Consider the following 22367-nt stretch of genomic DNA (forward strand, 5'->3'; position numbering starts at 1 on the left):
ATGGAGCCCGATCGAATGACCGACTACGAACCCCGATTATTTGCCACCGACGCCGAGATCGTCCGTCTCGGCGAAGGGCTGCTCGCCTGCGCGCTCGTCCGTGAGGACTGGACGCATGAGGCGCACCTTGCCGCCTGCCTCTATCTGCTGACGCGCCGGCCAGACGTGGATGTGGATGCCGAGATCGCCGGGCTCATCTCGCGCTTCAACGAGAGCGTCGGCGGGGTGAATGACGACAGCCAAGGCTATCACGACACGATCACCCGCGCCTATGTCGAGGGGGTGCGGCTGTTCCTGGCAGAAACGGACGAGAAGGGCTTGTGCGAGCGGGTGAACGCGCTGCTGCTGGCGCCGATGGGCCGGCGCGACTGGCCCCTGCGCTTCTACAGCCGCGAGCTGCTCTTTTCGGTGCCCGCGCGGCGCGCTTTCGTGGCGCCGGACCTCGCCCCGCTTCCCGGCTCGTGCTAGCCTTTGGGCCTAACGACCAGCGTGAAAGGTATCGTACGATGAGCATGCTCGATGGGATCCTGGGTCAAGTCACTCAGAACGTGGACATCGCCAATCTCGCCGCGAAGCTGGGCCTTTCGCCCGAGCACACCGAATCGGCAGTGCAGGCGCTCGCGCAGGCGCATCCGCTCGACAGCGATACTGCCGAAACCGCTGCGGCCCAGACCGGACTGCCGCTGGAAAAGCTCCAGGAGATGATCACGCATATCGGCGGCGAAGGCGCGCTCGGCCAGTTCGCCTCGCTCCTCCAGGGCCAGGGCGGCATCCTGGGCAAGGTGACCGGCATGCTCGACAAGGATGGCGACGGCAATCCGATCAACGACATCGCCGGCATGGCATCGGGGCTGTTCGGCGGGAAGCAGAGCGCCTGAGTCGGCGGACTCCTTCCGTCATCCTGGCGGAAGCCGGGATCCAGAGCCAAACAGCGCATCGATTGTGACCTTGGACCCCGGCTTTCGCCGGGGTGGCGAGGGATTACCCCTGCAGCGGCAGGCTGTTCTCTACCACCTCGTGATGCTCGACGTTCAGCGGGCGATCGAGGAGGTAGTGATCGTCCTCGGGATAGTAGCGGGCGAGCGTGATATCCTCGCCCGCGAAGGCCTTTATGTCGGCGAGGTCGCGCCACCAGCTGAGCGTCGTCACCTCGCTGGTGCCGTCGCCCAGGTCGCGAAACAGCATCTGGAAGCCCAGATTGCCGGGCGTCGAGGTATAGTCGGTGCCGCCGGTGTCGCGGATATACGCGGCATAGGCGTCGCGCTCTGCGGTGCGGATCAATCCCTTCCAGCGTCGCAGGATCATGCCTTCCTCTCCGCGATATAGCGGTCGACGATATGGCCGAGCACGGTCATCGGCACATTGCCGCCCAGCACCACTGCGTCGTTGAACGCCTTGAAGTCGTAGCGGTTGCCGAGCGCCGCCTGTGCCCTGGCACGCAGGCGATTGATCTCGCTATGGCCGACCTTGTAGCCGCACGCCTGGCCCGGCCACGAGCAATAGCGGTCGACTTCGCCCGAAACTTCCTCGACCGAGGAGCCGTTGGCCTGGACGAACCAGTCGATTGCCTGTTGCCGCGTCCAGCGCTTGGCGTGGAGGCCGGTATCGACCACCAGCCGGCAGGCGCGGAAGCCCAGCGACTGGAGATAGCCGAGCTTCTCCGCTGGGTTCTGGGCATAGACGCCGAGCTCGTCGGCGAGCTGCTCGGCATAGAGCGCCCAGCCTTCCGAATAGGCGTTGAACGCCAGGATCGAGCGAATCAGCGGCATCCGGTTGGCATATTCACCCTGCCAGACATGGCCCGGGATCGATTCGTGATAAGCGAGATCGGGCAGGCTGAAGCGCGTGTGCAGGCTGGTCGTGCGCAGGTTGATCCAGAATTTGCCGGGGACAGTCCCGTCGATCGACCCGGCCCCGCCATAGGCGCCGGGCGCGCCGGGCTCCTCCTCGGGGGGCAGGCGCTTCACTTCGACATTGCCCTTCACCAGCGTGTTGAACGCCTGGGGCATGCGGCTGCGGATGTCGGTGATGCGCTCGTTGAGGAACTTCATGATCTCGGCGCGGCCGGGATCGCCCTCGGGGAAGGCGAAGCGCTTGTCCTTGGCCAGCGCCTCCATCCGTGCGCCGACCGAGCCCTGCGAATAGCCTTCCTTCTTGAGGATGGCGTCCATCTCGGACTGGATCTTCGCGAGCTGGTCGAGACCCATCTGATGGACCTCTTGCGGAGTCATCGTCGTGGTGGTGCCCGCCCGAAGCGCCCAGGCATAATAGGCGTCGCCGTCGTTGAACTTCCAGACCCCCGCCTCGGGCCTGGCGCGAGCGCGGTGGCGCTCCAGCTCGGCGATCTGCCTGTCGAGCGCGGGACCGACCTTGTCCTTGGCGAGCATCCAGGCGCGCTCGCCGAAATCGCCGTCCATGCCCGGGGTGCGATTGGCGACCGACGTCACCAGCCCCCAGCCCGCGGGATTGCCGCCGCGCGCGAGCTTGATCTGCTTCAGGCACTTGTCGAGCAGGAAATCGGGAGCGATCACCCCCTTGGCCGCGGCAAGTTTGAGCCGCTCGGTCTCGCCGTCCAACTGTTCGGCATAGGATTCGAGGCGATCGAGATAGGCCTCGCCATCCTCCGGCGTCGCGATCTGATGATCGCTGTCGAGCATACGGGGGACGTCGAGGAACGCGCCGACATTCTGGACAACGGCATAGGGCGAGTTGCGCCAGCCGCCCACGGCGACATCGCCATAGCCGAAGGCGAAGCCGTCCAGCGAATTGGTGAAGCAGGCCTGGATAACGTCGATATGGGTGCGCATCGTGGGGCTGAGCGATGTCACGTCCAGCTTGGCGATATCGGCCAGCGCCTGGCGGAGATGCTGGGCGATCTTGCGCTGGCCCTTGATCGATCGATCGGCGAGCTGGTGCTTGAGCTGCGCGCGCTTGTCCTTGTCGATGCCGAGCGTCGTCGCGGTCTCGGGATAGTCGGCGAGGAAGGTCTCGGCAACGCGGCCGATCAGCGCCTCGGCGGCGGCATCGGCGGTGCCGGAGAGGGCGCGGGCGGGGAGGGCGGTGAGCGCGAGCGTGGCGCCTGCGCCGAGCAGGATTTGGCGGCGATCGGTACGCATGGGGACTTCCTCGGGAGACTCTGGCTTGGACAGGTTCAGGCGGGTTCGACGTCGAGCGACAGGCCGCGCGCGCCTATAATGCGCACCTTCGCGCCGGCCGGCGTATCCGGGCCATGCGCGAGCCATTCGCCGTCGCCGACGCGGACGCGCCCCTGACCCGCCTCGATCGGCTCGACCACGGTGACGACTTCGCCGACCAACCGCGCGACGCGATCGTTGAGCAGCGGGTCCGAGCTCGGCACGGGATTGTTGATGTACCAGTTGCGGCCCACCGCCACCGCCGCCGCCGATGCGACGACGAACACCATCACCTGAAAGGTGAGGGCGAAATCGGGGATGATCAGCGTCACTACGCCGGTGATTGCCGCGCCCGCCGCCACGAAGACCAGGAAGATGCCCGGCACCATCAGCTCGACCAATGCGAGCACCGCGGCGAGGATCAGCCAGGACAGCCCCGGCATGGCGAGGAGCGCGTGCATATTATCCCTCCTGCTGCGGTGTGAAGGGCGAAGGCCGCGGGCGCGGCGGCGTGGGCGGCTTGGGCGCGCCGCCGCCGCTATTGCCACCCCCGATCGCTTCCCTGGCGAGCTCGCCGATGCCGCCCAAGGTGCCCATCAGCTGGGTCGCCTCGACCGGGAACAGGATCGTCTTGGCATTGGGCGAGGTGGCGAACTTGCCGATCGCCTCGACATATTTCTGGGCGATGAAATAGTTGATCGCCTGGGTGCTGCCCTGTTCGATCGCCTCGGACACCGCCTTGGTCGCGGTGGCTTCGGCCTCGGCGGAGCGTTCGCGCGCCTCGGCGTCGCGGAAGGCGGCTTCGCGGCGGCCCTCGGCCTCGAGGATCTGCGACTGTTTCTGGCCCTCGGCGCGCAGGATTTCGGAGGCGCGCATGCCCTCGGCCTCGAGGATGTTGGCGCGCTTCTCGCGCTCGGCCTTCATCTGGCGGCCCATCGCGTTGACGATATCGGCGGGCGGGCGGATGTCCTTGATCTCGACGCGGGTGATCTTGACGCCCCAGGGAGTAGTCGCGTGATCGACGACGTTGAGCAGCCGCGCGTTGATCTCGTCGCGCTTCGACAGCGTCTCGTCCAGGTCCATCGATCCCATCACCGTGCGCAAATTGGTCGTGGTGAGCTGGAGCAGTGCCAAATACAGGTCCGAGACTTCATAGGCGGCCTTGGCGGCATCGAGGACCTGGAAGAACACCACGCCGTCGGTGGAGATCATCGCATTGTCCTTGGTGATGATCTCCTGCCCTGGAATGTCGATCACCTGCTCCATCATGTTCACCTTGCGGCCGACACGGTAAAAGAAGGCTGGGTAGAAATTGAGGCCTGGCGAGGCCACGGCGGTGAAGCGGCCGAAATATTCGATGGTGTATTGATAGCCCTGCGTCACGATCTTCACGCTGGAAAATAGGTAGAGCAGCACGACGGCCACCAGGACGATCAGAAAGATATTCAGCACTTCCATTCCCCCGACTCCACTCGCAATTGACACCCTTGCTAGCATAGAGAGGGCCCATGACCACAGCCCGCTTGGCGCCCCGGACGGCGCTGTTCCTCCCCGCTTCCAACCCCCGCGCGATCGAGAAGGCGCGCGGGCTGGATGCCGATATGATCATCCTAGACCTGGAGGATGCCGTGAAGCCCGACGTCAAGGATGCGGCGCGCGCGGCGGCGGTGATCGCGGCGGGCGAGGGGTTCGGGGACCGGTTCTGCGTGATCCGGGTGAACGGGATCGATGCGGCGGAGCACGGCGCCGATGTGGCGGCGGTCGCCGGCTCGGCCAGCGACTTCGTCGTGCTGCCCAAGGTCGAGCGCGCGGAGGACGCGGCGAGGGTGACGAAGGCCTGCGGTAAGCCGCTGCTGGCGATGATCGAGACGGCGCAGGGCGTGCTCGCCGCGTCAGACATTGCGGCGGTGCCGGGTGTCAGCGGGCTGATCGCCGGGGTCAATGATCTGCGCGTGTCGCTGGGGATACCGGCGGGCGCAGGGCGCGAGGGGCTGTCGCTGTCGCTCCAGACGGTCGTGCTGGCGGCGCGGGCGAGCGAGGTCTGGGCGCTGGACGGCGTGTTCAACGCGCTCGACGATGCCGAGGGGCTGGCAGCGGAATGCCGGCATGGACGCGCACTGGGGTTCGACGGCAAGTCGCTGATCCACCCCGGGCAGATCGCGGTGGCCGCGCGCGCCTTCGGACCGAGCGAGGCGGAACTGGCCGATGCCCGCGCGCTGATCGCGGCGGCAAGCGGTGGCGCTGAGCGCTTTCGCGACCGGATGATCGAGACGATGCATGTCGAGCAGGCGCGAGCGCTGATTGCGCGCTCTACGCAGGGTTAGGGCGGATCGACATTTGAGATTTTGTTCGTTCGGCTTGCCCACGCAGCTTTGTCACCCCGGACGTGTTCCGCGGACCACCGGGAGGCCAATGATGGGCAAGGGGCTCTTGCTCAGCGGATGAGGATCAGTGGACTCGGGAACAAGTCCGGGGTGACGAGGAAAATGCAATTCTCTTCAAATGTCGATCTGCTTTAGCGCGCGAAATGTGATGCGGGCGCAACGTGCGGTCCGCCGTCGCGCTATATGAATCCCATGTCTGACTTGCGTACCCTGGACGAGCAATTGCTGGCGGCGATCGCCGAGCTCGAGGTTATGACTGCCCAGCCGGCGTGCGACCTGAAACTGCTATCGAACCTGCGCTACCGGATCGCGCGCGCCATCGTCTCGCGACGCAAGCTCGTTGATGCGCTGCTGCTCGACGTCATCGCGCAGGGCGGCGAGAAGGCCGAGATCGCCCGGGCCGAGCGCGAGCGGAGCATGGTGGTGCGCGCGCATTACACCGCGCATGTCGGTGCCTGGGCGCCGGCGGCGGTGGAGCGCGACTGGCAGGGCTATTGCGAGGCATGCGTCGGGCTGCGCAAAGCGGTACGCGCTAAGGTCGCCGCCCAGAAACCGATCCTCTATCCCTGGCTCGCGCTGGCCCCCTAGCGGAATCCTATCCTCGCGTTTACATGGGCCGCCAACCTCCGACTCAGGACTGCTGGCGCCCTCATGGATATACCCCTCGGCTTAACCTTCGACGACGTACTCCTCTATCCGGGCGAGTCCGAGATCGTGCCGAGCATGGCCGATACCCGGACGCACGTGACGCGCGGGCTTGCGCTCAACATTCCGATGCTCTCCTCGGCGATGGATACCGTCACCGAAGCCGCCATGGCGATCGTCATGGCGCAATTGGGCGGTATCGGCGTGATCCACCGCAATCTCGAAGTCGAGGAGCAGGTCGAGGCGATCCGCCAGGTCAAGCGCTTCGAGAGCGGGATGGTGGTCAATCCGATCACGATGCGGCCCGATGGCACGCTGGCCGAAGCCCGGGCGCTGATGCTGCAGCACCGGATCAGCGGCATCCCGATCATAGAGAATGGCGGCAGACTGGTCGGCATCCTCACCAATCGCGACGTGCGCTTCGCCGAGAACCTCGACCAGCCGGTTTCCGAGCTGATGACGCACGAGAATCTCGCCACCGTGCCCGTCGATTTCGCCAAGGACGATGCGAAGCGGCTGCTCCACCAGCGCCGGATCGAGAAATTGATCGTCGTCGACAAGGATTATCGCTGCGTCGGCCTGATCACGGTCAAGGATATCGAAAAAGCCGTAACGTCGCCCAACGCGACCAAGGATGCGGCCGGGCGGCTGTGCGTCGCTGCGGCGACGACGGTGGGCGACAAGGGCTTTGCGCGGACCGAGGCTTTGGTCGACGCCGGGGTCGACCTCGTGGTGATCGACACCGCGCATGGCCACAACAAGGACGTCAGCCGCGCCGTGGAGCGCGTGAAGATGCTCTCCAACAGCGTCCAGGTGGTCGCCGGCAACATCGCCACCGCCGAGGCGGCCAAGGCACTGATCGGCGCGGGCGCGGACGGCGTGAAGGTTGGCATCGGCCCGGGCTCGATCTGCACCACGCGTGTGGTTGCGGGCGTGGGCGTACCGCAGCTGACCGCGGTCCTCGACGCGGCAAGCGAAGCAATGAAGTCGGGCGTCCCGGTGATCGCCGATGGCGGCATCCGCACCTCGGGCGACATCGCCAAGGCGATCGCGGCGGGCGCGTCGGCAGTGATGGTCGGATCGCTGCTAGCGGGCACCGAGGAAGCACCGGGCGAGACCTTCCTGTACCAGGGCCGCGCCTATAAATCCTATCGCGGCATGGGTTCGGTGGGGGCGATGGCCAAGGGTTCGGCCGATCGCTATTTCCAGCAGGACATCAAGGATCAGCTCAAGCTCGTGCCCGAGGGTATCGAGGGCCAGGTGCCGTTCAAGGGCCCGGCCAAGGACATCATCCACCAGATGGTAGGCGGCGTGAAGGCGGCGATGGGCTATGTCGGTGCGGGCACGATCCCCGAATTTCAGGAAAAGGCGCGGTTCGTGCGGATCACCGGCGCGGGCCTGCGCGAGAGCCACGTCCACGACGTGACGATCACCCGAGAGGCGCCAAACTATCCCACGCGCTGATCGGACGATGCGGAAAGCGCCAACGCGCGCAAATCGCTGCTTTCAATGTAGGATTTGCCCTGCTTGGCTGCGGCGATGATGCGCGCATTCCAGCCTTTTCCTTCGCTCGCCGTCCGATTTTCCGGTCGTGCGCAGGCTGGGATTTTTTTTCGACAATGTGGGTGTCAACTTTGTCAGCTTAGCTACCGCGGAGCATATCCATGACGCCCGCCGCACGCGTTCAGGCGGCGATCGACCTGCTCGACGGGATCATCGGCGCCGCGCGCGACCAAGGCGCGGCTGCCGATACCTTGATCGCGAAGTGGTTCGTCGAGCGGCGCTATGCGGGGTCCAAGGATCGCCGGGCGATCCGCGAGCTGGTGTATGACGCAATCCGCCTGTGCGGCGAACGCCCTGAGAGCGGGCGCGCGGCGATGCTGGCGCTGGTGACGGTGCGGCCCGAGCTGGCGGCGGCGTTCGACGGATCGGGCTATGGCCCTGCCGTGATCGCGCCCGGTGAACCGGTTGCGGGGACAGGGTATTTGCCGGCGTGGTTGGCTGCAGCATTCGAGAATTTGGGGCTTGGCACAGAAGAGCAGGCGGCGTTGCTCGAACGGGCTCCCCTCGATGTGCGGGTCAATACGCTGAAGGCAGATCCTGCGGCGGTGGCGGCGGAGATAGCCGATGCCACGGTGATTTCATTCCTTCCCGATGGCCTACGCCTGCCCGGCGACACGCAGGTCGAGCGTTTGCCGGCCTATAATGAAGGCCGTGTCGAAGTGCAGGATGCTGGCAGCCAGTTGGTGACGCTGGCGGCGGGCGCGGCGCCCGGCATGCACGTCATCGATCTCTGCGCGGGCGGCGGCGGCAAGACGCTGGCGCTGGCGGCGGCGATGGCGAACCAGGGCACGATCCTCGCCTGCGATATCGACCGCGGGCGCCTGTCGCGCCTGCCGATGCGCGCGACGCGAGCAGGGGTGACGATCGCCGAGACGCGATTGCTCGATCCCCACCGTGAGGCGGAAATACTCGCCGACCAGGCGGGGCAGGCCGATATCGTCCTGATCGACGCGCCGTGTTCGGGCACCGGCACCTGGCGGCGCAATCCCGAGGCGCGGTGGCGACTGACGCCCGATCGCCTGTCAAAACTGGCGGCGACCCAGGCGATGTTGCTCGATCTCGCGGCGGGCCTGGTGAAGCCGGGCGGGTCGATCGTCTATATCGTGTGCTCGCTGCTCGACGCCGAAGGGGCGGACCAGGCGCAGCGCTTTCTGGATGCGCATCCGGGCTGGAAAGCGGCTGAGCCGAACCTACATGCAGGCACGCCCCGCGGGCCCGGATTGCGGCTCACGCCATTCAAGGACTCGACCGACGGCTTTTTTGTCGCGAAGATGACAATGCCATGATAGCGACAAAGCCCTCAATTTCGGAGATTTCAATGCGGATCACGGCGATCTCGGCAGCGCTTGCGCTGGTGGTGCTGACGGTGTCCACCGGACTTCACGCCCAGCGGCCCGACGACCAGATCGATTCCAAGTCACTCGCGCTGCTGCAACAGGGCCGTGCGGCCAAGGCGGCGGGCAACATCCAGGGCGCCAACGACGCGCTGGAGAGCGCGCTTGCAGTCGATCCGCGCAATCGCGAGGCGTTCGTCGTGCTCGCCGAGATCGCGCGCGGCAGCGGCCTGCCGGGCAAGGCGATCCGCCTCTACCGCGAAGCGCTGACCCTCGAGCCCAACGACCTGTCGGCGCTGCGCGGCCAGGGCGAGGCAATGGTCGCCAAGGGCGCAGTCGAGCGCGCCAAGGAGAATCTCGCCAAGATCAAGACGATCTGCACCACCGCCTGCAACGACGCCACGGTGCTCGCAGCGGTGATCGCCAAGGGTCCGCCGGTGACTGCGACCGCGCAGGCGGAAGAGCCGGCCAAGCCGGTTACCGCGAAGCCCTAACCCAGCACCCGGGCGATCGAGACGAATTCCTCGATCGTCACGGTTTCGGCGCGGCGGCTAGAGTCGATGCCGAGCGCTTCGAGCGCCGCCAGCGCGCCGGGAACGCCCTTCAGGCTCTGCCGCAGCATCTTGCGCCGCTGGCCGAACGCGGCGCCGGTGACGGCTTCGAGCACGGGCAGGCGGACCCCCCCGGGTGGTTCGGCGGGCACGATATGGACCACCGCCGACATGACCTTGGGCGGCGGCGTGAAGGCCGAACGGTGCACCGTCATCGCGATCTTCGGGGTCGAGCGCCACTGAGCGAGCACGGCGAGCCGGCCATAATGGTCGGTCCCGGGCGCGGCGACGATCCGCTCGGCGACTTCCTTCTGGAACATCAGTGTCAGGCTTGCCCACCAGGGCTGCCACGCCGCCGAGAGCCAGCCGACCAGCAGGGCCGTGCCGACATTGTAGGGCAGGTTGGCAACGATATGGGGCTTGCCGGCGAACAGCGCAGGCGCATCGACTTCGAGCGCGTCGCCTTCGATCACCCGCAGCTTGCCGGGGAAGAAGTCACCGAGCTCCGCCAATGCGGGGATACAGCGGCGGTCGCGCTCCACCGCGACGACGCCCGCGCCGGCCTCAAGCAGCGCGCGCGTCAGGCCGCCGGGTCCCGGGCCGACCTCGAACACTTCGGCGTCGGCAAGTTCGCCCGGCACGCGGGCGATGCGCGCGAGCAGTTGCCCGTCGAACAGGAAGTTCTGCCCCAGCGCCTTGCTCGCGCTGAGACCATGCCGGCGGATGACGTCGCGAAGCGGAGGAAGTTCGCTCACGGGACTCCCGCGGCGGTGGTTTCGGCGCGGCGCTGGGCGGCGCTGGCGGCCATGCGGATAGCGGCGATCATCGCGCCTGGATTGGCCTCGTCGCGACCAGCGATGCCGAACGCGGTACCGTGATCGGGCGAGGTGCGGACGATCGGCAAGCCGAGCGTGATGTTCACGCCCTCGTCGAAATGGAGCGTCTTGATCGGGATCAGCGCCTGATCGTGATAGGCGCAGAGCGCGGCGTCATAGCCGGCGCGCGCGCGCGGGTGAAACATCGTGTCGGCGGCGAACGGGCCGACCGCGTCGATGCCCTCCTCGCGGAGCTGCGCGATCGCCGGCATCAATATGTCGATCTCCTCGCGCCCGATCGCGCCACTTTCGCCGGCGTGCGGATTGATCCCGGCAAAAGCGAGCCGCGGCCGCTCGATCCCGAAATTGCGCAGCAGCCCACGAGCAGTGACGCGCGCCTTGGCAAGGATCAACTCCTGCGAAAGCAGCTGCGGCACCTCGGCGAGGGGCACATGGACGGTGATCGGCACAACCCGGAGCGTTGGGCCAGCGAGCATCATCACCGCATTCTCGCCCGAGACGCCGCAACGCTCGGCGACGAACTCGGTCTGGCCGGGATGGGTGAAGCCGATGCGATAGAGCTGCGCCTTGGAGACAGGCCCGGTGACGACCGCCCCGGCCGCGCCCGCGCTGGCGAGCCCGACCGCGATCTCGAGCGACTGGAGCGCGCAGCGGGCGCTGTCGACGTCGGGGGTACCCGGCGTCACGGTGCCGGCCTCGTTGATCGAGAGCACCGGTAGTGCCGCCGGAAACGCCTCGAACGCTTCCTCCGGGCTGTAAATGCGCGTGATCGGGCCGTCCCACACGCGCTCGACCGCGCGGATGTCGCCCACGGCGAAGAAGGGCGCGAGCGAATGCAGCTCGCGTGCCTTCCAGGCCTTTGCAGTAATTTCGGGACCGACCCCGGCCGAGTCGCCCATGGCAATGGCGAGCGGGGGAATCATCTCCGCTCGCCCGCCGGCATCATCGATATTCGACCAGCGCGTCGCGGCGCAGATCGCGCAGCATGCGCTGGGCGCGCAGATTGACGCGCTGATCCTCGATCTGCTCCTGAAGCTGCTCGGCCGTGGGCATATTGGCCATCTTCGGCTCGTCGCGGCCGCAGATCACGAGCACGCGAACGCCGTCCTGGATCGTGCCGAAGGGCTGGGTCACCTGGCCGATCTGGAGCGGCATGACGATGTTCTGAAGCGCAGGCGGCAAATCGCGCAGCACGATCCCGTCCTTGTCGACCACTTCTGCATTCTCGGCGCCCGCGACCTTGGCGACGTCGCCGCAGCCCTTGATCGCCTGGGTCGCCGTGGCGAACGCGCCGGCGCGGGCGGTCGCCTGTGCCTCGGTCGTGCCAGGGGCGAAGTTGATCGTAAGCTGGCGTAGACTGAGCGTCGCGTCGAGCGGATTGGGCATCAGCACCTGGCGCTTCTCGGCGAGATAGAGGATCGAGAAGCCGGTCGGCAGCTCGATCGGGCCCGCGACCTGGCCGGGGCTCATCTCCTGCGCCGCCTTGGCGAGCGCATCGGGGAGCATCGCGGGGCGCACCCAGCCGAGATCGCCGCCCTGCGCCTTGGTCGAGCTTTCCGAATAGGTGCGCGCGAGATAATCGAACGGCGCGCCGTCACGCATCTGCTGGATCATCTTCTGCATGCCCGCGAAGACTTCCTGCGAGCGATCCGACGTGGCGTTCTGGTAGATTTCGTAGACGTGGAACTCGTCGCTGCCCTTGGCCGCCTTCATGCGATCGATCATCGCCTGAACCTCGGCTTCGCCGACATTGATGTTGACGCGGCGGCGGAGCAGGCGGCTCCAGGCCATTTCGGCCTCGATCTGGCGCTTGACCGAACGCTCGGAAGAGCCGTTCGCCTTGAGCCAGGTGCGCATTTCCTCCGGCGTCCGACTGAAATTCTTCGAGACGCGGTTGAAGCCCTGCTCGATCTCCTTCGGCTCCACGGTGATTTCGTTGGCCTTGGCCTCCTGGATCTGGAGCGTCTCGTCGATCAGCTGGCGGAGCATCGCGAGGCGCAGCTGGTCGCGTTCCTCCGGCTTGAGGTTGGTCATGTTGAGCTTCTGCAGCCCCACGATCATAGCAACGCGCTGATCGACGTCGGTGCCGGTGATCACGACGTCATTCACGATAGCCGTGGGCTTACGGATATTGGGATCCGCCTTGCCGAAAATCTGAAGGTTCGAAGGCAGATCGAGACCGGTCGATGGCACCGACTGATCGGGAACGGTTTGCGCACCCGCGATCGTGGCCAATCCTGCAACGCCCAACGCCAGAACCATCTTGCGGCCAGCGCGGACCGTCTTTGCAACACTCATCTTCACGTGAAGCCGTACCCTCATCCCATGTCCGGATCGCCGCGCTTAGTGCGTAATTGTGCCTGAACCAAGGCTGAGCGACGATTCGGTCTTTGCGGCGGCAGGCGCCGATATGGCGAGAGCTTAGCGCCCGAGATTCTTGAAAGCGAGGGTCAGCAGGAAGGTATTGCCGGCCTGGGCATCGCCGGTTGTCTCATAATCGCGCTTCCAGGTGAGGCCGAGACGGAGGCAATCGTCCTCATAGGTGATGCCCATTCGGTGGCGAACCGGCTCGAAGCCGTCCGCCTGCGAGAGCGGATCTTCGTCGCGGTTGGTCAAGTCGATCAGGGTCGACCCAGATACCGACCAGAAGCGCGCGAGCTGGATACGGGCGCCGAGGCGAAGCTCCTCGCGGTCCTGGAGATCCTCGAGCGCGGGGCCGATATTACGGTTGAGGCGCAGATAGCCGATCGTGGCATAGGTGCTGCGCGACCCGACCGTCGTGTCGATCTCGTTGCGGCGAATGGCGAGACCGTCCTTGTCGAGCCGGTAGCGGTGCGTGAACGAGATAAAGTCGCGGAAGCGGATCACGGTGCGACCGACAATGTCGGACACGCGATCGGTGAGGCCGGTACCGTCGGGGAAGAGCGTCGGGCGCCGGCTGATGCGATAGCTCTGTCCGATATTCGAATCGATGCTGAAGCCGGGCAGATAGAGCGCGTAGTCGACGCCCCAGGTGAAGCGGCTCGAATCCTCGACGCGGTCGTAGCCAGGGAAGCGATTGAGCGCGAAGAGGTTGGAATCCTCAAGATCGACGGCACGCGCGTCTTCGTTGGGGACCTGCAGATTCTCGATCTTGGGCGAGGCGACGAACTGGAGGTGGGGGGTGATGCGCTGGGTGCCGCCGAATAGCTCGCCAACCAGCGGCCATTTCATGTCGAGCGCTGCCGACGCGATTCCGCGGAAGTGGAAACCGTCTTCGCCGCGATAGCTGGCCACCGTGGTCAGCAGCGTATCGGAGGCGTGGTAGACATCGCCGCGGGTATAGGCGGTGAGCGTGATCTCCTGGCCCCAGGCGGTCAGCTTGCGCAGGTCCCAGCGTGCGCTGGCGAAGGCGCGCTGCGAATCCTGGCCGTCCGAACGCCCGATCGCGAGCGAATTGACTTCGAATTCGAAGCGGCCGCCGATGACGCCGTCATCCATGCGGCGGCGATAGTCGATCTCGGGCAGTGCGAACGGCTGGAGCCCCTGGCGCTCGCCGACGCGCAGCGTCTGCACCACCCAGGCATTGATCGAGAAATAGCTGTCCTGATCGATCCGCTCGAGGCGCAGATTGTTGCGCAGCCGATCGTCGCGCGAAATATCGTAGCGGCGCAGGAAGGTGCGGTCGGTCGAAAGGCGGAACGAGGCGCTCGCGCTCCAGTTCGGATCGAGCTGGAGGGTGCCGACCGCGTCGAGATAGCCGCGAAAATCATTCTTCGAGGTCGCATCGGTGATCGGGATGCTCAGATCGTCGGCGCGACGACTATAGGTGCCATAGGCGCTGACGCGGTACGCGCCCAGGCTGTTGATCTCGCGATAATCGGCCTGGAGCATCGGCAGCGTATTGGTGAACACGCGCGGCGTGACGGTCAGATCGCGATTGGGCGCCAGGCTGAAGAAATAGGGCAGCGCGATCTGCAGGCCATTGGTGCGGTTGTAGCGGATGTCGGGCGTCAGGAAGCCGTCGTCGCTTTGCCCGCCGGCCGGGTGCGAGAAAGCCGGCAGCGGGATCGTCGCGAAGCCGAATACTGAAATGCGTGCGCCGGTATAGCGGATGCGCTTCTTCTGCGGATTGTAGACGACGCGGTCCGCCGTGATCTTCCAGGACGGCTCCTTCGGACAGCCCGCCGAATCGGAGACCGAGCAAGGCGTGTAGGCGGCATTCTCGACCGTGATGATGCCGCTCTCGTCGCGCCGCCCGCGCTCGGAGGCGATGCGGCCACCCGCGTCGAGTACGACCAGCATATTCTCGACGACGCCGTCGCGCAGCGTGTCGGTCAGCTCGATCCGGTCGCCATAGGCGGTGTCGCCCTGGGGATTGGCGACGACGACATTGCCCTCGGCGGTGACCTGACCCGTCTTGCGGTTCCACACGACCTTGTCGGCGCGCAACCTTTGGCTGCGGCGGTAGAGGCGGACATCGCCGGTGGCGGTAACGATATCGCCTTCCGAATCATATTCGAGCACGTCCGAGGTGAACTGGATCTGCTCGGGATCGTCGATCACGCCGGTCGGCAAGAGCGGCGGCGCCTCGGTCGGGCGATCCTGGAGGTTCGCGGCAGGCACTTCCTGACGGGCAGACGGGTCCGCCGGCGTCTCGCGCGGATCGGCAGTCTCCTGCGCATGCGCCTGCGCCGTCAGGCACAAACCCAGCGCAGCCGAGAGCAGCAGGCCCTTGCGCGTCACGAATTTTCCCACCTTTTATCTCTACTCCCGGGCACGCGGCACCTTCCGCCCTATCGCAGCGGTTGCGGCATCGCAATGTTACGTGCGTTGGCCCGAACGCCCGGACCGGCTATCGGGGGCCAATGCAGGTCGATTTCTATCATCTGACGCGCGCCCCGCTGGAGCGCGTCCTCCCGCAGATCGCCGAGAAGGTGTTGGCGGGCGGGGGGCGGTTGCTGGTGATTTCGGACGATACGGATCAGCGCTCCAGGATCGATCTACTGCTATGGAGCTATGCCCCCGACAGTTTCCTCGCGCATGCGCAGGCGGGCGGCGGGGACGACGCGCTGCAGCCCGTATTGATCGGCAGCGCGGTGGAGGCATCGAACGGCGCGCGCAACATCGCTCTGGCGGACGGGATGTGGCGCGCGGAGGCGCTCGGCTTCGATCGCGCCTTCCATTTCTTCGACGAGGAGCGGATCGTGGAAGCGCGGGCGGCGTGGAGTGCGCTTGGGGACCACGAGAGCGTAGAGCGGCGCTATTGGAAGCAGAATGACGCGGGGCGCTGGGAACAGGTGGCCTGAACGGCGGAAATCTGCGGTTTTCCCGATGCCGGCGCAGGATCGAGCGATGGCGCTAGGTTGACACGGTTGACACCCGCTATGTCGAAAAATCTTCCTTCCCGGAAAAAGCGCCATTTTCGCGCGCGCTCGGCGCGTCGGGCGTGCTTCGACGATGAGAAAGAGCGGATTCTCGATCGGCCCTGAAATCCTACATTGCAAGGCGGGCGGGATGATCGGTGAAGGCGACGATCGTTCTGGGCCAGCCCGTGCTTCGGCTTGCATCGGCCCCGTCCCGGGACTAGAGAGCCGCGACTTTTCCACAACCCCAAGACACAGGAGCCGCACGGCCATGGCCGCGACCCGGACCTTTTCGATCATCAAGCCCGATGCCACCCGCCGCAACCTGACCGGTGCGGTCACCAAGATGCTCGAGGAAGCCGGCCTGCGCGTCGTCGCCTCCAAGCGCATCCAGATGACCCGCGAGCAGGCCGAGGGCTTTTACGGCGTCCACCGCGAGCGTCCCTTCTTCAACGATCTGGTCACGTTCATGATCTCGGGGCCGGTTGTCGTGCAGGTACTTGAGGGCGAGAACGCCGTGCAGGCGAACCGCGACATCATGGGCGCGACCAACCCGGCCAATGCCGATGCCGGCACGATCCGCAAGGAGCTGGCCGAATCGATCGAGGCGAACTCGGTCCATGGTTCGGACAGCGAAGAGAATGCAGCGATCGAGATCGCCTTTTTCTTCAAGCCGGAAGAAATCGTCGGCTGATCCGGCTGCTGGCCCGTCCGTATGGAAGGGCGCAGGCGTGGATTTGAAGGGTCGGGGCCTTGGGTCCCGGCCCTTTTTCGTCTGCGAACCGGCTGCGTGGTGAAGGTTGCTGCCAGCCCCGAAAAACGGTCGATTTTACAGGCGTTCCAGGGTCACCGCCGCCAAGGCGCGGCACAGGTGCCAAACACAAGCCGATGCAGCCCAAAGGCCGAGCAGCCACCATGCCAGGGACCACAATCCGCCCACAAGCGGTCCCGCAAAAACCACTGGCATGAACGAGAGCATCACAGCCCCCTGATACAGATACTCCGCCTGACGATTTATTCCGCAGGACGATGTGCTCAGGGCGAAAGGTCCGTCGGGTGCCACCGAATAGTCGATGGGACACATGTGGCCGATGAAAGCACCTACGACCGGTGCACCGACCGGGCTCAGCAAAAGCAGCAGAAATATCGCGGCTCGAACGAGATGTTTGCAAGCGGTCATGATGCCCGATCCAGAGCTTTGCGCCTTCAGCGGGATCGCTGAAACCGGGTGGCCGCTCTAGTCGGGCAATGTGCAGATATGATGCGGTGCGCGTTGGCTTTCCGCCGGTAATGGACTGCGCGATCTCGCGGCTTGTGCCGCATGTGTTTCAGACGAAGGTAGCGGTCCGAACGGCTTTAACGCGGCAAGGCGATCGTCGCGATCAACCCGCCGCCGTCGCGGTTCGCCAGCGAGATCGTGCCGCCGGCATCGTGGACGATCGCGCGGGCGAGCGCCAATCCCAGACCGATTCCGCCGGTATCGCGATTGCGCGATTCCTCGAGCCGCATGAACGGATCGAACACCGCGTCGATCTTGTCGGGCGGGATGCCCGGGCCGCGATCGCACACCTGCACCTCGACCGAATGTTCGCGGGGTACCAGGAAGACTTCGGCGCCGCCGCCATATTTGACGGCATTCTCGATCAGGTTGCGGACCGCACGGCGCATCAGCGTGGGCCGCAGGTGCATCGCCAGGCGCGGCGTTTCCTCGAAGGTGACGTCGTGATCGAGATCGCGGAAATCCTCCACCACCGCATCGACCAGCGCAGAAAGATCGACATCGGTCATCTTCTCGCTGGGGCGGCCTAGACGCGCGAGCGAGAGGATGTCGTCCAGCGTGCGGCTCATCTCGTCGATCGTGTCGGCCATCCGCGCGCGATCGTCCTCGTCCTCGACCGATTCGATGCGAACGCGCAGCGCCTGGAGGGGCGTGCGCAGATCGTGGCCGATCGCGCCGAGCATGCGGTCCTTCTCGTCCAGCATGCCGTTCACGCGGCGGCTGAGCGCATTGTACGCGCCGATCACCGCGCGGACCTCGCCCGATCCCTGTTCTTCGAGCGGCGGGGTGCCGTCGCCGGGCTTGAAGCTGCGCGCGGCCTGGGCGAGGGTGCGCAGCGGCATGGCGATGCGGCGCCCGGCGAGCAGCACCGGCACCAGCACGACGATGTAGAGGATCAGCGTCTGCGCGATCAGCTGCCAGATCAGCGCCAGCTCGGTACGCGGCCAGGGCGATCCGAGCGCAAGCCAGCCCTTGCCCGGCAGCTCGACCGCGACGACCAGCTCGGCCCCCATGCGCTGCAATCGTTCGACGCGGCGCGGCCCGAGCTCCTTCAGCACCCGTTCGTCGAGCTTGAACGGCCGGACGATCGCGACGAGCTGGCCGACATGGGTACCGCCCTCTTCGAGGCCCCTGCGAATGCTGGCCTCCAGATCGGCGCGGCGACCGGCATTGGCATCGAGCGGATTGGTCGCGTGCAATTGCACGCGCGTTCGCGGGTCGGTGAGGTAGCCGCCCCGTGGGATCCGGATCGCATCGGGTAGCGCCGAGCGCGTCGCCAGCAGCCGATCGGATGCGTCGGTGAGGCGCGTGACGGTGGGTACGATCACCTGGGCGAAGCGCGCGGCCTGGCGCTCGCGCAGCAGCAGCCCGAAATTGATCGCCTGCGCGACGAACAAGGCGACGCCAACCAGCAGCGCGATCTGGCCTGCCAGGCTCTTCGGGTAGAAACGCGACAGCGCCTTCATACGGCCATCGCCGCCTGACGTGTCACAGGCGAGTCACTTCGGCGGCGAGCGTATAGCCGCCGCCCCAGACCGTCTTGATCAGCCCGGGATTCTTGGGATCGGGCTCGATCTTCTTGCGCAGTCGGCTGACCTGATTGTCGATCGCGCGATCGAAGGCGGCGGCCTCGCGGCCCTGGGTCAGGTCGAGCAATTGATCGCGGGTGAGCACCTGGCGCGGGCGCGTCACCAGCGTGTGGAGGAGATTATATTCGCCGGTCGAAAGCGGGACCGACACGCCTTCGCGGTCGACCAAAGTGCGCTCGCCGGTCTTGAGCACCCAGCCGGCAAAGGCGAAGCTGCCGCTTTCGGGCGCATGCTGCTTCGATCCGCCGGCCGACCAACGGCGCAGCACAACCTTGATTCGCGCCGAGAGCTCGCGGGGCGAGAAGGGTTTCACGACATAATCGTCCGCGCCCATCTCCAACCCGACGATGCGATCGGTCTCCTCGCTGCGCGCGGTGAGCAGGATCACGGGCGTATCGCTGGTCTCGCGGATGTGGCGGCACAGGCTGAGCCCGTCTTCGCCCGGCATCATGATATCGAGGATGACGAGATCGATCGCATAGGCAGCCATGCGGGCGCGTGCGCCCTCGGCATCGCCGGCCTGCGTCACGCGGAAGCCTTGCTTGGTCAAATATTGGGCGAGGGGCTCGCGGATCGATCGTTCGTCATCGACCAGGAGGAGGTGCGGAATCTCGGACATGGGATCAGCGTACCAATTCGCACGCGAGAAGGAAGTGCCGGGCGGGCGAGGAGGCGGGAAGCCCGCCCGGCAAGTTCCGGCTGACCTTCAATTGCCGTCGGGGGCGGAAGGCGGGTCAGCCGGCGGGGTCTGGGGAGCGCTGCCGGGGGCGGGCATCGCTTGGTCATGGCCGCCGCGCATCGACATCATCCGCTGCATCACGGCGTCGCGCTCGGACTGGTCGATCTTGCCGTCATGATTGGTATCGATCCGGTCGAAGCGCTTGTTGGCCTGGGCGCGCTGCTCTTCGAGCGTGACCGCGCCGTCGCCATTCGCATCAGTGCGGCCCATCATGCGGGGGCGGGTGCCTTCGGCGAACACCTTGCGCTCGTCGGCGGTGACCTTGCCGTCCTTGTTGGCATCGAGTTTGGCGAAGCGCGCGTCGACATCGGCGAGCATCTCTTCGCGAGTGACTATGCCGTCGCCATTGGCGTCGGCGCGGGCAAGGGGATCGCGGCGCTGATGATCCTGGGCGGCAAGCGCGCTGCCGGCGACTAGCGTGGCGCACAGCGCGGCGGCGGGGATCAGCTGCTTCATTACGCGATACTCCGGGGAAGACTTGCCCGGCGAGGGGAGGGGGGACACCCTCGCCGGGGGAACTTGCCGGCGAGAGGAGGGGGACACTCTCGCCGTGACAACCTTTTGGCGGGCGCCTGTCTCAGCGGTTTGTCACGATCTGGGTAATGTGTCGCAAATTGTCGCAGGCCAGGATTTCACGCGAAGATTGCGACACCCTGCATCGCCTCGGCGATCAGGTCCCCAGTGGCGTTCCACACGGTCATACGCTGGCTGGAATAGCCGTTCTTCGCAATATCCGCGGCGGAGGCGAGCAGCCACCAGCCGTCCTCGGTCGCGGGCTGGGCCGCGACGAAATTGATCTGCCAGTTGAGCGAGCTGAGCGGCGCGCGGCGATCCTCGATCAGCTTGAACGCGGCGGGCGGGAGCGCGTCGCCGATCGCCATCAGCTCGACCATCGGGTGGAGATTGTCGCGGCCGCGCAGCCGGGCCCAGCGCAGCCATTCGGCCGGGCCGGGCGCCGCCTTGGGATCGTGGAAATTGAAATTGCTGGTGAAGAAGCTGTCGTCCGGGCCGGTGTAGATTTCGGCGTTCGGCGCGGGCGGCGCGATCGGCGCGCGGGGCGCCGTGTCGTGCGCCACGGCCGAGCTGAGCGGCGCCATGAAGACGAAGGTGGCGCGCAGGCCGAGTCCGGCCTCGCACGCTACATCGGCCTGGAGGAAGGCGGCGTTGCGGCCCCGGCGCAGCTTTGTGGCGGTGACGGTGACCCCGCCGGCGAGCGGGCCGATGAATGCGACCTGCGCCGAACGCAGTGGCGGCAGATCGGGTTCGCATTCGAGCGCCGCCTGCAGCGCCAGCGCCGCCGAGAGCCCGCCATAGGCGGTGCGGCCCTGCATCCAGTCGCCGGGGACGGTGCAGGTGAAGCCGGCCTCGGTGCGCGCGGCGCTCGCCAATATGTCGGCGATCGGCGTCATCGGACGAGATAACGGTCGCGAAGCTCGCGTTTGAGCACCTTGCCGATCGTGTTGCGCGGCAGTTCGTCGACCTTCTCGAGCGTGGAGAGGCGTTGGGTCTTGCCGACACGCGCGTTGAACCAGGCGAGGATGTCACCGGGCTCGCCCGTACCGACATAGAAGCCGACCGGCGTCTCGCCCCACTCCTCCGAGGGCACGCCGACGACGCTGCAATCGTTGACTTGCGGATGCTCGGCGAGCACGGCTTCCAGGTCCGACGGATAGATGTTGAACCCGCCCGAGATGATCAGGTCCTTCTTGCGGTCCATCAGGATCAGGAAGCCGTCCTCGTCGAACCGGCCGACATCGCCGTGGCGGATGAAGTGGTTGCCCTCCGCATCGTGCCAGGTTGCGGCGCCGGTCGCATCCTTGCGGCCGTGATAGCCGGTCATCATCGCAGGCGAGCGGCCGACGACCTCGCCCATCTCGCCGCGCGCAACCTCGTTGCCTTCTTCGTCGATCAGGCGGATGTCGTTGCCCGGAAGCGGCTGGCCGACGGTGTGGAGCTTGGTCGGATGGGCATTGCAGACCAATGCGCAGGTGCCGCCGCCTTCGGTCATGCCGTAATATTCGACGAGCAGCCCCGGCCAGCGCGCGACGACATCGGCCTTGAGCGCGGCGGAGAAGGGCGCGCTGGTGCAGGTCTTGAAGCGGAAGCTCGACAAATCGTGCGCGTCGAAATCGGGGAGCGCCATGATCCGCTGATACTGGACCGGGACCAGCATGGCATGCGTCGCGCGGTGCCTTTCGGCGAGGCGGACGAATTCGGCGGCATCGAACTTGGGCATCAGCACCGCCGTGCCGCCCCAGGCGAGGGTGGGCAGGAAGCTGACCAAAGTGGTGTTCGAATAGAGCGGGGTCGCGACCATCGTAACGGCATCGCCGAAGCCGGCGGGCGCGCGGCTGATATGGGTCCAGCGCATCGCATGCGGCTGAACGATGCCCTTGGGCGTGCCGGTGGTGCCCGAGGAATAGATGATGTTGAAGGCGTCGTCGGAGGTGCGGGTGACGGCTTCTGGGCGAGCATCCTCGGGGGCGAGCCAGTCGTCGAGCCGCTCCATGGCGACCTTCCGGGCGGCGACGTCGAGGCCGGCATGCGCGGCATCGTGGAACAGGATCGGCGCGCCGCAATCGGCGATCATCGCGGTAAGCTGCTCGGGGGTGGCCGAAGGCGCGAGCGGGGCGGCGACGCAGCCGGCGCGCAGGGCTCCGAGGAACACCAGCGCATAGTCGATCGAGCTGGGCGCGAGGATCGCCACCGCGGCGCCTGGGGGAACGCCGTCGCGCTGGAGCGCTGCTGCGACGCGGTCCATGCCGCGGTCCAGCTGCACGAAGTTGAGTGCCGCGTGGCCAACGACCAGTGCGGTTTTGTCGCCCCGTTCGCGGGCATGCGCGGCGATAAGATCGGGCAGCGTCGCGAAGTCGCTGGCCAGCATCGTCGCGGCGCTTGCAGGTGTCTCGCCCATGAGCGGAGAGCTAAGCGAGCGCCGCGACGAATGCCATACGCAAAATTCGAAAAA

The 22367-nt window shown here is 66.3% G+C and carries 22 protein-coding genes; 9 read left to right on the forward strand and 13 right to left on the reverse strand.

Going from position 1 to position 22367, the window contains the following annotated elements; genetic code table 11:
- Positions 1–15: 15 nt before the first annotated feature.
- A complete protein-coding gene (locus IAG41_RS03695; protein ID WP_187727206.1) occupies positions 16–468 on the forward strand; it encodes a hypothetical protein in 453 nt (150 codons plus the stop codon).
- Positions 469–506: 38 nt separating this feature from the next.
- Positions 507–878, forward strand: coding sequence for a hypothetical protein (locus IAG41_RS03700; RefSeq protein ID WP_187727207.1), 372 nt, complete (start codon positions 507–509; stop codon positions 876–878).
- Between the two features lie 103 nt (positions 879–981).
- Here the strand turns inward: IAG41_RS03700 and IAG41_RS03705 are convergent, their stop codons facing one another.
- Genes IAG41_RS03705 through IAG41_RS03720 form a run of 4 tightly spaced genes read right to left on the reverse strand, consistent with a single transcriptional unit; the run spans position 982 to position 4592 of the window.
- Positions 982–1305, reverse strand: a complete 324-nt coding sequence (locus IAG41_RS03705; RefSeq protein ID WP_187727208.1) for a hypothetical protein — start codon at positions 1303–1305, stop codon at positions 982–984.
- Entirely contained in the window at positions 1302–3116 is a 1815-nt protein-coding gene (locus IAG41_RS03710; RefSeq protein WP_187727209.1) for a DUF885 domain-containing protein, read from the reverse strand. The genes IAG41_RS03705 and IAG41_RS03710 overlap by 4 nt, the downstream gene beginning before the upstream one ends.
- Positions 3117–3151: 35 nt before the next feature.
- The gene (locus IAG41_RS03715; protein WP_187727210.1) at positions 3152–3595 is read right to left on the reverse strand and encodes an NfeD family protein; all 444 of its coding nucleotides are present in this window, start codon (positions 3593–3595) and stop codon (positions 3152–3154) included.
- A gap of 1 nt (position 3596) precedes the next feature.
- Positions 3597–4592 carry an SPFH domain-containing protein gene (locus IAG41_RS03720; protein WP_187727211.1) on the reverse strand — a complete coding sequence of 332 codons (996 nt, stop codon included), beginning with the start codon at positions 4590–4592 and terminating at the stop codon, positions 3597–3599.
- 50 nt (positions 4593–4642) lie between these two features.
- On the opposite strand from IAG41_RS03720, the gene IAG41_RS03725 reads away from it, so the two are divergent.
- From IAG41_RS03725 to IAG41_RS03745, 5 genes are all read left to right on the forward strand, one after another.
- Positions 4643–5458, forward strand: coding sequence for an HpcH/HpaI aldolase/citrate lyase family protein (locus IAG41_RS03725; RefSeq protein WP_187727212.1), 816 nt, complete (start codon positions 4643–4645; stop codon positions 5456–5458).
- A 252-nt stretch (positions 5459–5710) separates the two neighbouring features.
- Positions 5711–6106: a hypothetical protein gene (locus IAG41_RS03730; RefSeq protein ID WP_187727213.1), complete on the forward strand. Its 396-nt coding sequence runs from the start codon at positions 5711–5713 to the stop codon at positions 6104–6106.
- A gap of 63 nt (positions 6107–6169) precedes the next feature.
- Positions 6170–7627: an IMP dehydrogenase gene (gene guaB / locus IAG41_RS03735; RefSeq protein ID WP_187727214.1), complete on the forward strand. Its 1458-nt coding sequence runs from the start codon at positions 6170–6172 to the stop codon at positions 7625–7627.
- A gap of 200 nt (positions 7628–7827) precedes the next feature.
- Positions 7828–9012 (forward strand): RsmB/NOP family class I SAM-dependent RNA methyltransferase, encoded by a 1185-nt coding sequence (locus IAG41_RS03740; RefSeq protein ID WP_187727215.1) that lies wholly within the window; start codon positions 7828–7830, stop codon positions 9010–9012.
- A gap of 32 nt (positions 9013–9044) precedes the next feature.
- Complete coding sequence (locus IAG41_RS03745; protein ID WP_187727216.1) at positions 9045–9554, forward strand: tetratricopeptide repeat protein; 510 nt, start codon at positions 9045–9047, stop codon at positions 9552–9554.
- Here the strand turns inward: IAG41_RS03745 and rsmA are convergent.
- From rsmA to IAG41_RS03765, 4 genes are all read right to left on the reverse strand, one after another.
- Positions 9551–10366 (reverse strand): 16S rRNA (adenine(1518)-N(6)/adenine(1519)-N(6))-dimethyltransferase RsmA, encoded by an 816-nt coding sequence (rsmA, locus tag IAG41_RS03750; protein WP_187727217.1) that lies wholly within the window; start codon positions 10364–10366, stop codon positions 9551–9553. The two genes, IAG41_RS03745 and rsmA, sit on opposite strands and share 4 nt — an antisense overlap.
- The gene (pdxA, locus tag IAG41_RS03755; RefSeq protein ID WP_187727218.1) at positions 10363–11370 is read right to left on the reverse strand and encodes a 4-hydroxythreonine-4-phosphate dehydrogenase PdxA; all 1008 of its coding nucleotides are present in this window, start codon (positions 11368–11370) and stop codon (positions 10363–10365) included. The genes rsmA and pdxA overlap by 4 nt, the downstream gene beginning before the upstream one ends.
- Positions 11371–11389: 19 nt before the next feature.
- A complete protein-coding gene (locus IAG41_RS03760; protein ID WP_187727858.1) occupies positions 11390–12745 on the reverse strand; it encodes a peptidylprolyl isomerase in 1356 nt (451 codons plus the stop codon).
- Positions 12746–12868: 123 nt separating this feature from the next.
- Positions 12869–15184 carry an LPS-assembly protein LptD gene (locus IAG41_RS03765; RefSeq protein ID WP_187727219.1) on the reverse strand — a complete coding sequence of 772 codons (2316 nt, stop codon included), beginning with the start codon at positions 15182–15184 and terminating at the stop codon, positions 12869–12871.
- A gap of 110 nt (positions 15185–15294) precedes the next feature.
- On the opposite strand from IAG41_RS03765, the gene IAG41_RS03770 reads away from it, so the two are divergent.
- Together IAG41_RS03770 and ndk are read left to right on the forward strand one after the other, a co-directional pair.
- Positions 15295–15735: a DNA polymerase III subunit chi gene (locus IAG41_RS03770; protein WP_187727220.1), complete on the forward strand. Its 441-nt coding sequence runs from the start codon at positions 15295–15297 to the stop codon at positions 15733–15735.
- Positions 15736–16063: 328 nt separating this feature from the next.
- Complete coding sequence (gene ndk, locus IAG41_RS03775) at positions 16064–16486, forward strand: nucleoside-diphosphate kinase (RefSeq protein WP_187727221.1); 423 nt, start codon at positions 16064–16066, stop codon at positions 16484–16486.
- A gap of 662 nt (positions 16487–17148) precedes the next feature.
- Here the strand turns inward: ndk and IAG41_RS03780 are convergent.
- From IAG41_RS03780 to IAG41_RS03800, 5 genes are all read right to left on the reverse strand, one after another.
- Complete coding sequence (locus tag IAG41_RS03780; RefSeq protein WP_187727222.1) at positions 17149–18537, reverse strand: sensor histidine kinase; 1389 nt, start codon at positions 18535–18537, stop codon at positions 17149–17151.
- Positions 18538–18559: 22 nt separating this feature from the next.
- Complete coding sequence (locus IAG41_RS03785) at positions 18560–19279, reverse strand: response regulator (protein WP_187727223.1); 720 nt, start codon at positions 19277–19279, stop codon at positions 18560–18562.
- An 87-nt stretch (positions 19280–19366) separates the two neighbouring features.
- Positions 19367–19855: an EF-hand domain-containing protein gene (locus IAG41_RS03790; protein ID WP_187727224.1), complete on the reverse strand. Its 489-nt coding sequence runs from the start codon at positions 19853–19855 to the stop codon at positions 19367–19369.
- 176 nt (positions 19856–20031) lie between these two features.
- A complete protein-coding gene (locus IAG41_RS03795; protein WP_187727225.1) occupies positions 20032–20808 on the reverse strand; it encodes a thioesterase family protein in 777 nt (258 codons plus the stop codon).
- On the reverse strand, positions 20805–22313 hold the full coding sequence (locus IAG41_RS03800) for a class I adenylate-forming enzyme family protein (RefSeq protein ID WP_187727226.1): 1509 nt from the start codon (positions 22311–22313) through the stop codon (positions 20805–20807). The genes IAG41_RS03795 and IAG41_RS03800 overlap by 4 nt, the downstream gene beginning before the upstream one ends.
- Positions 22314–22367: the final 54 nt, after the last annotated feature.

This window comes from Sphingomonas sp. JC676 (assembly GCF_014489075.1).
In the GTDB taxonomy this organism is placed as follows: domain Bacteria; phylum Pseudomonadota; class Alphaproteobacteria; order Sphingomonadales; family Sphingomonadaceae; genus Sphingomonas.

What these genes read in the sequence shown, in the direction of transcription:
- IAG41_RS03700 (WP_187727207.1), top strand. Translation starts at nt 507, where the DNA reads ATGAGCATGCTCGATGGGATCCTGGGTCAAGTCACTCAGAACGTGGAC.
- IAG41_RS03705 (WP_187727208.1), bottom strand. Translation starts at nt 1,305, where the DNA reads ATGATCCTGCGACGCTGGAAGGGATTGATCCGCACCGCAGAGCGCGAC.
- guaB (WP_187727214.1), top strand. Translation starts at nt 6,170, where the DNA reads ATGGATATACCCCTCGGCTTAACCTTCGACGACGTACTCCTCTATCCG.
- IAG41_RS03740 (WP_187727215.1), top strand. Translation starts at nt 7,828, where the DNA reads ATGACGCCCGCCGCACGCGTTCAGGCGGCGATCGACCTGCTCGACGGG.
- IAG41_RS03785 (WP_187727223.1), bottom strand. Translation starts at nt 19,279, where the DNA reads ATGTCCGAGATTCCGCACCTCCTCCTGGTCGATGACGAACGATCGATC.
- IAG41_RS03725 (WP_187727212.1), top strand. Translation starts at nt 4,643, where the DNA reads ATGACCACAGCCCGCTTGGCGCCCCGGACGGCGCTGTTCCTCCCCGCT.
- IAG41_RS03795 (WP_187727225.1), bottom strand. Translation starts at nt 20,808, where the DNA reads ATGACGCCGATCGCCGACATATTGGCGAGCGCCGCGCGCACCGAGGCC.
- IAG41_RS03710 (WP_187727209.1), bottom strand. Translation starts at nt 3,116, where the DNA reads ATGCGTACCGATCGCCGCCAAATCCTGCTCGGCGCAGGCGCCACGCTC.
- IAG41_RS03715 (WP_187727210.1), bottom strand. Translation starts at nt 3,595, where the DNA reads ATGCACGCGCTCCTCGCCATGCCGGGGCTGTCCTGGCTGATCCTCGCC.
- IAG41_RS03730 (WP_187727213.1), top strand. Translation starts at nt 5,711, where the DNA reads ATGTCTGACTTGCGTACCCTGGACGAGCAATTGCTGGCGGCGATCGCC.
- IAG41_RS03760 (WP_187727858.1), bottom strand. Translation starts at nt 12,745, where the DNA reads ATGAGTGTTGCAAAGACGGTCCGCGCTGGCCGCAAGATGGTTCTGGCG.
- IAG41_RS03720 (WP_187727211.1), bottom strand. Translation starts at nt 4,592, where the DNA reads ATGGAAGTGCTGAATATCTTTCTGATCGTCCTGGTGGCCGTCGTGCTG.
- IAG41_RS03790 (WP_187727224.1), bottom strand. Translation starts at nt 19,855, where the DNA reads ATGAAGCAGCTGATCCCCGCCGCCGCGCTGTGCGCCACGCTAGTCGCC.
- ndk (WP_187727221.1), top strand. Translation starts at nt 16,064, where the DNA reads ATGGCCGCGACCCGGACCTTTTCGATCATCAAGCCCGATGCCACCCGC.
- IAG41_RS03695 (WP_187727206.1), top strand. Translation starts at nt 16, where the DNA reads ATGACCGACTACGAACCCCGATTATTTGCCACCGACGCCGAGATCGTC.
- IAG41_RS03800 (WP_187727226.1), bottom strand. Translation starts at nt 22,313, where the DNA reads ATGGGCGAGACACCTGCAAGCGCCGCGACGATGCTGGCCAGCGACTTC.
- IAG41_RS03780 (WP_187727222.1), bottom strand. Translation starts at nt 18,537, where the DNA reads ATGAAGGCGCTGTCGCGTTTCTACCCGAAGAGCCTGGCAGGCCAGATC.
- IAG41_RS03745 (WP_187727216.1), top strand. Translation starts at nt 9,045, where the DNA reads ATGCGGATCACGGCGATCTCGGCAGCGCTTGCGCTGGTGGTGCTGACG.
- pdxA (WP_187727218.1), bottom strand. Translation starts at nt 11,370, where the DNA reads ATGATTCCCCCGCTCGCCATTGCCATGGGCGACTCGGCCGGGGTCGGT.
- IAG41_RS03770 (WP_187727220.1), top strand. Translation starts at nt 15,295, where the DNA reads ATGCAGGTCGATTTCTATCATCTGACGCGCGCCCCGCTGGAGCGCGTC.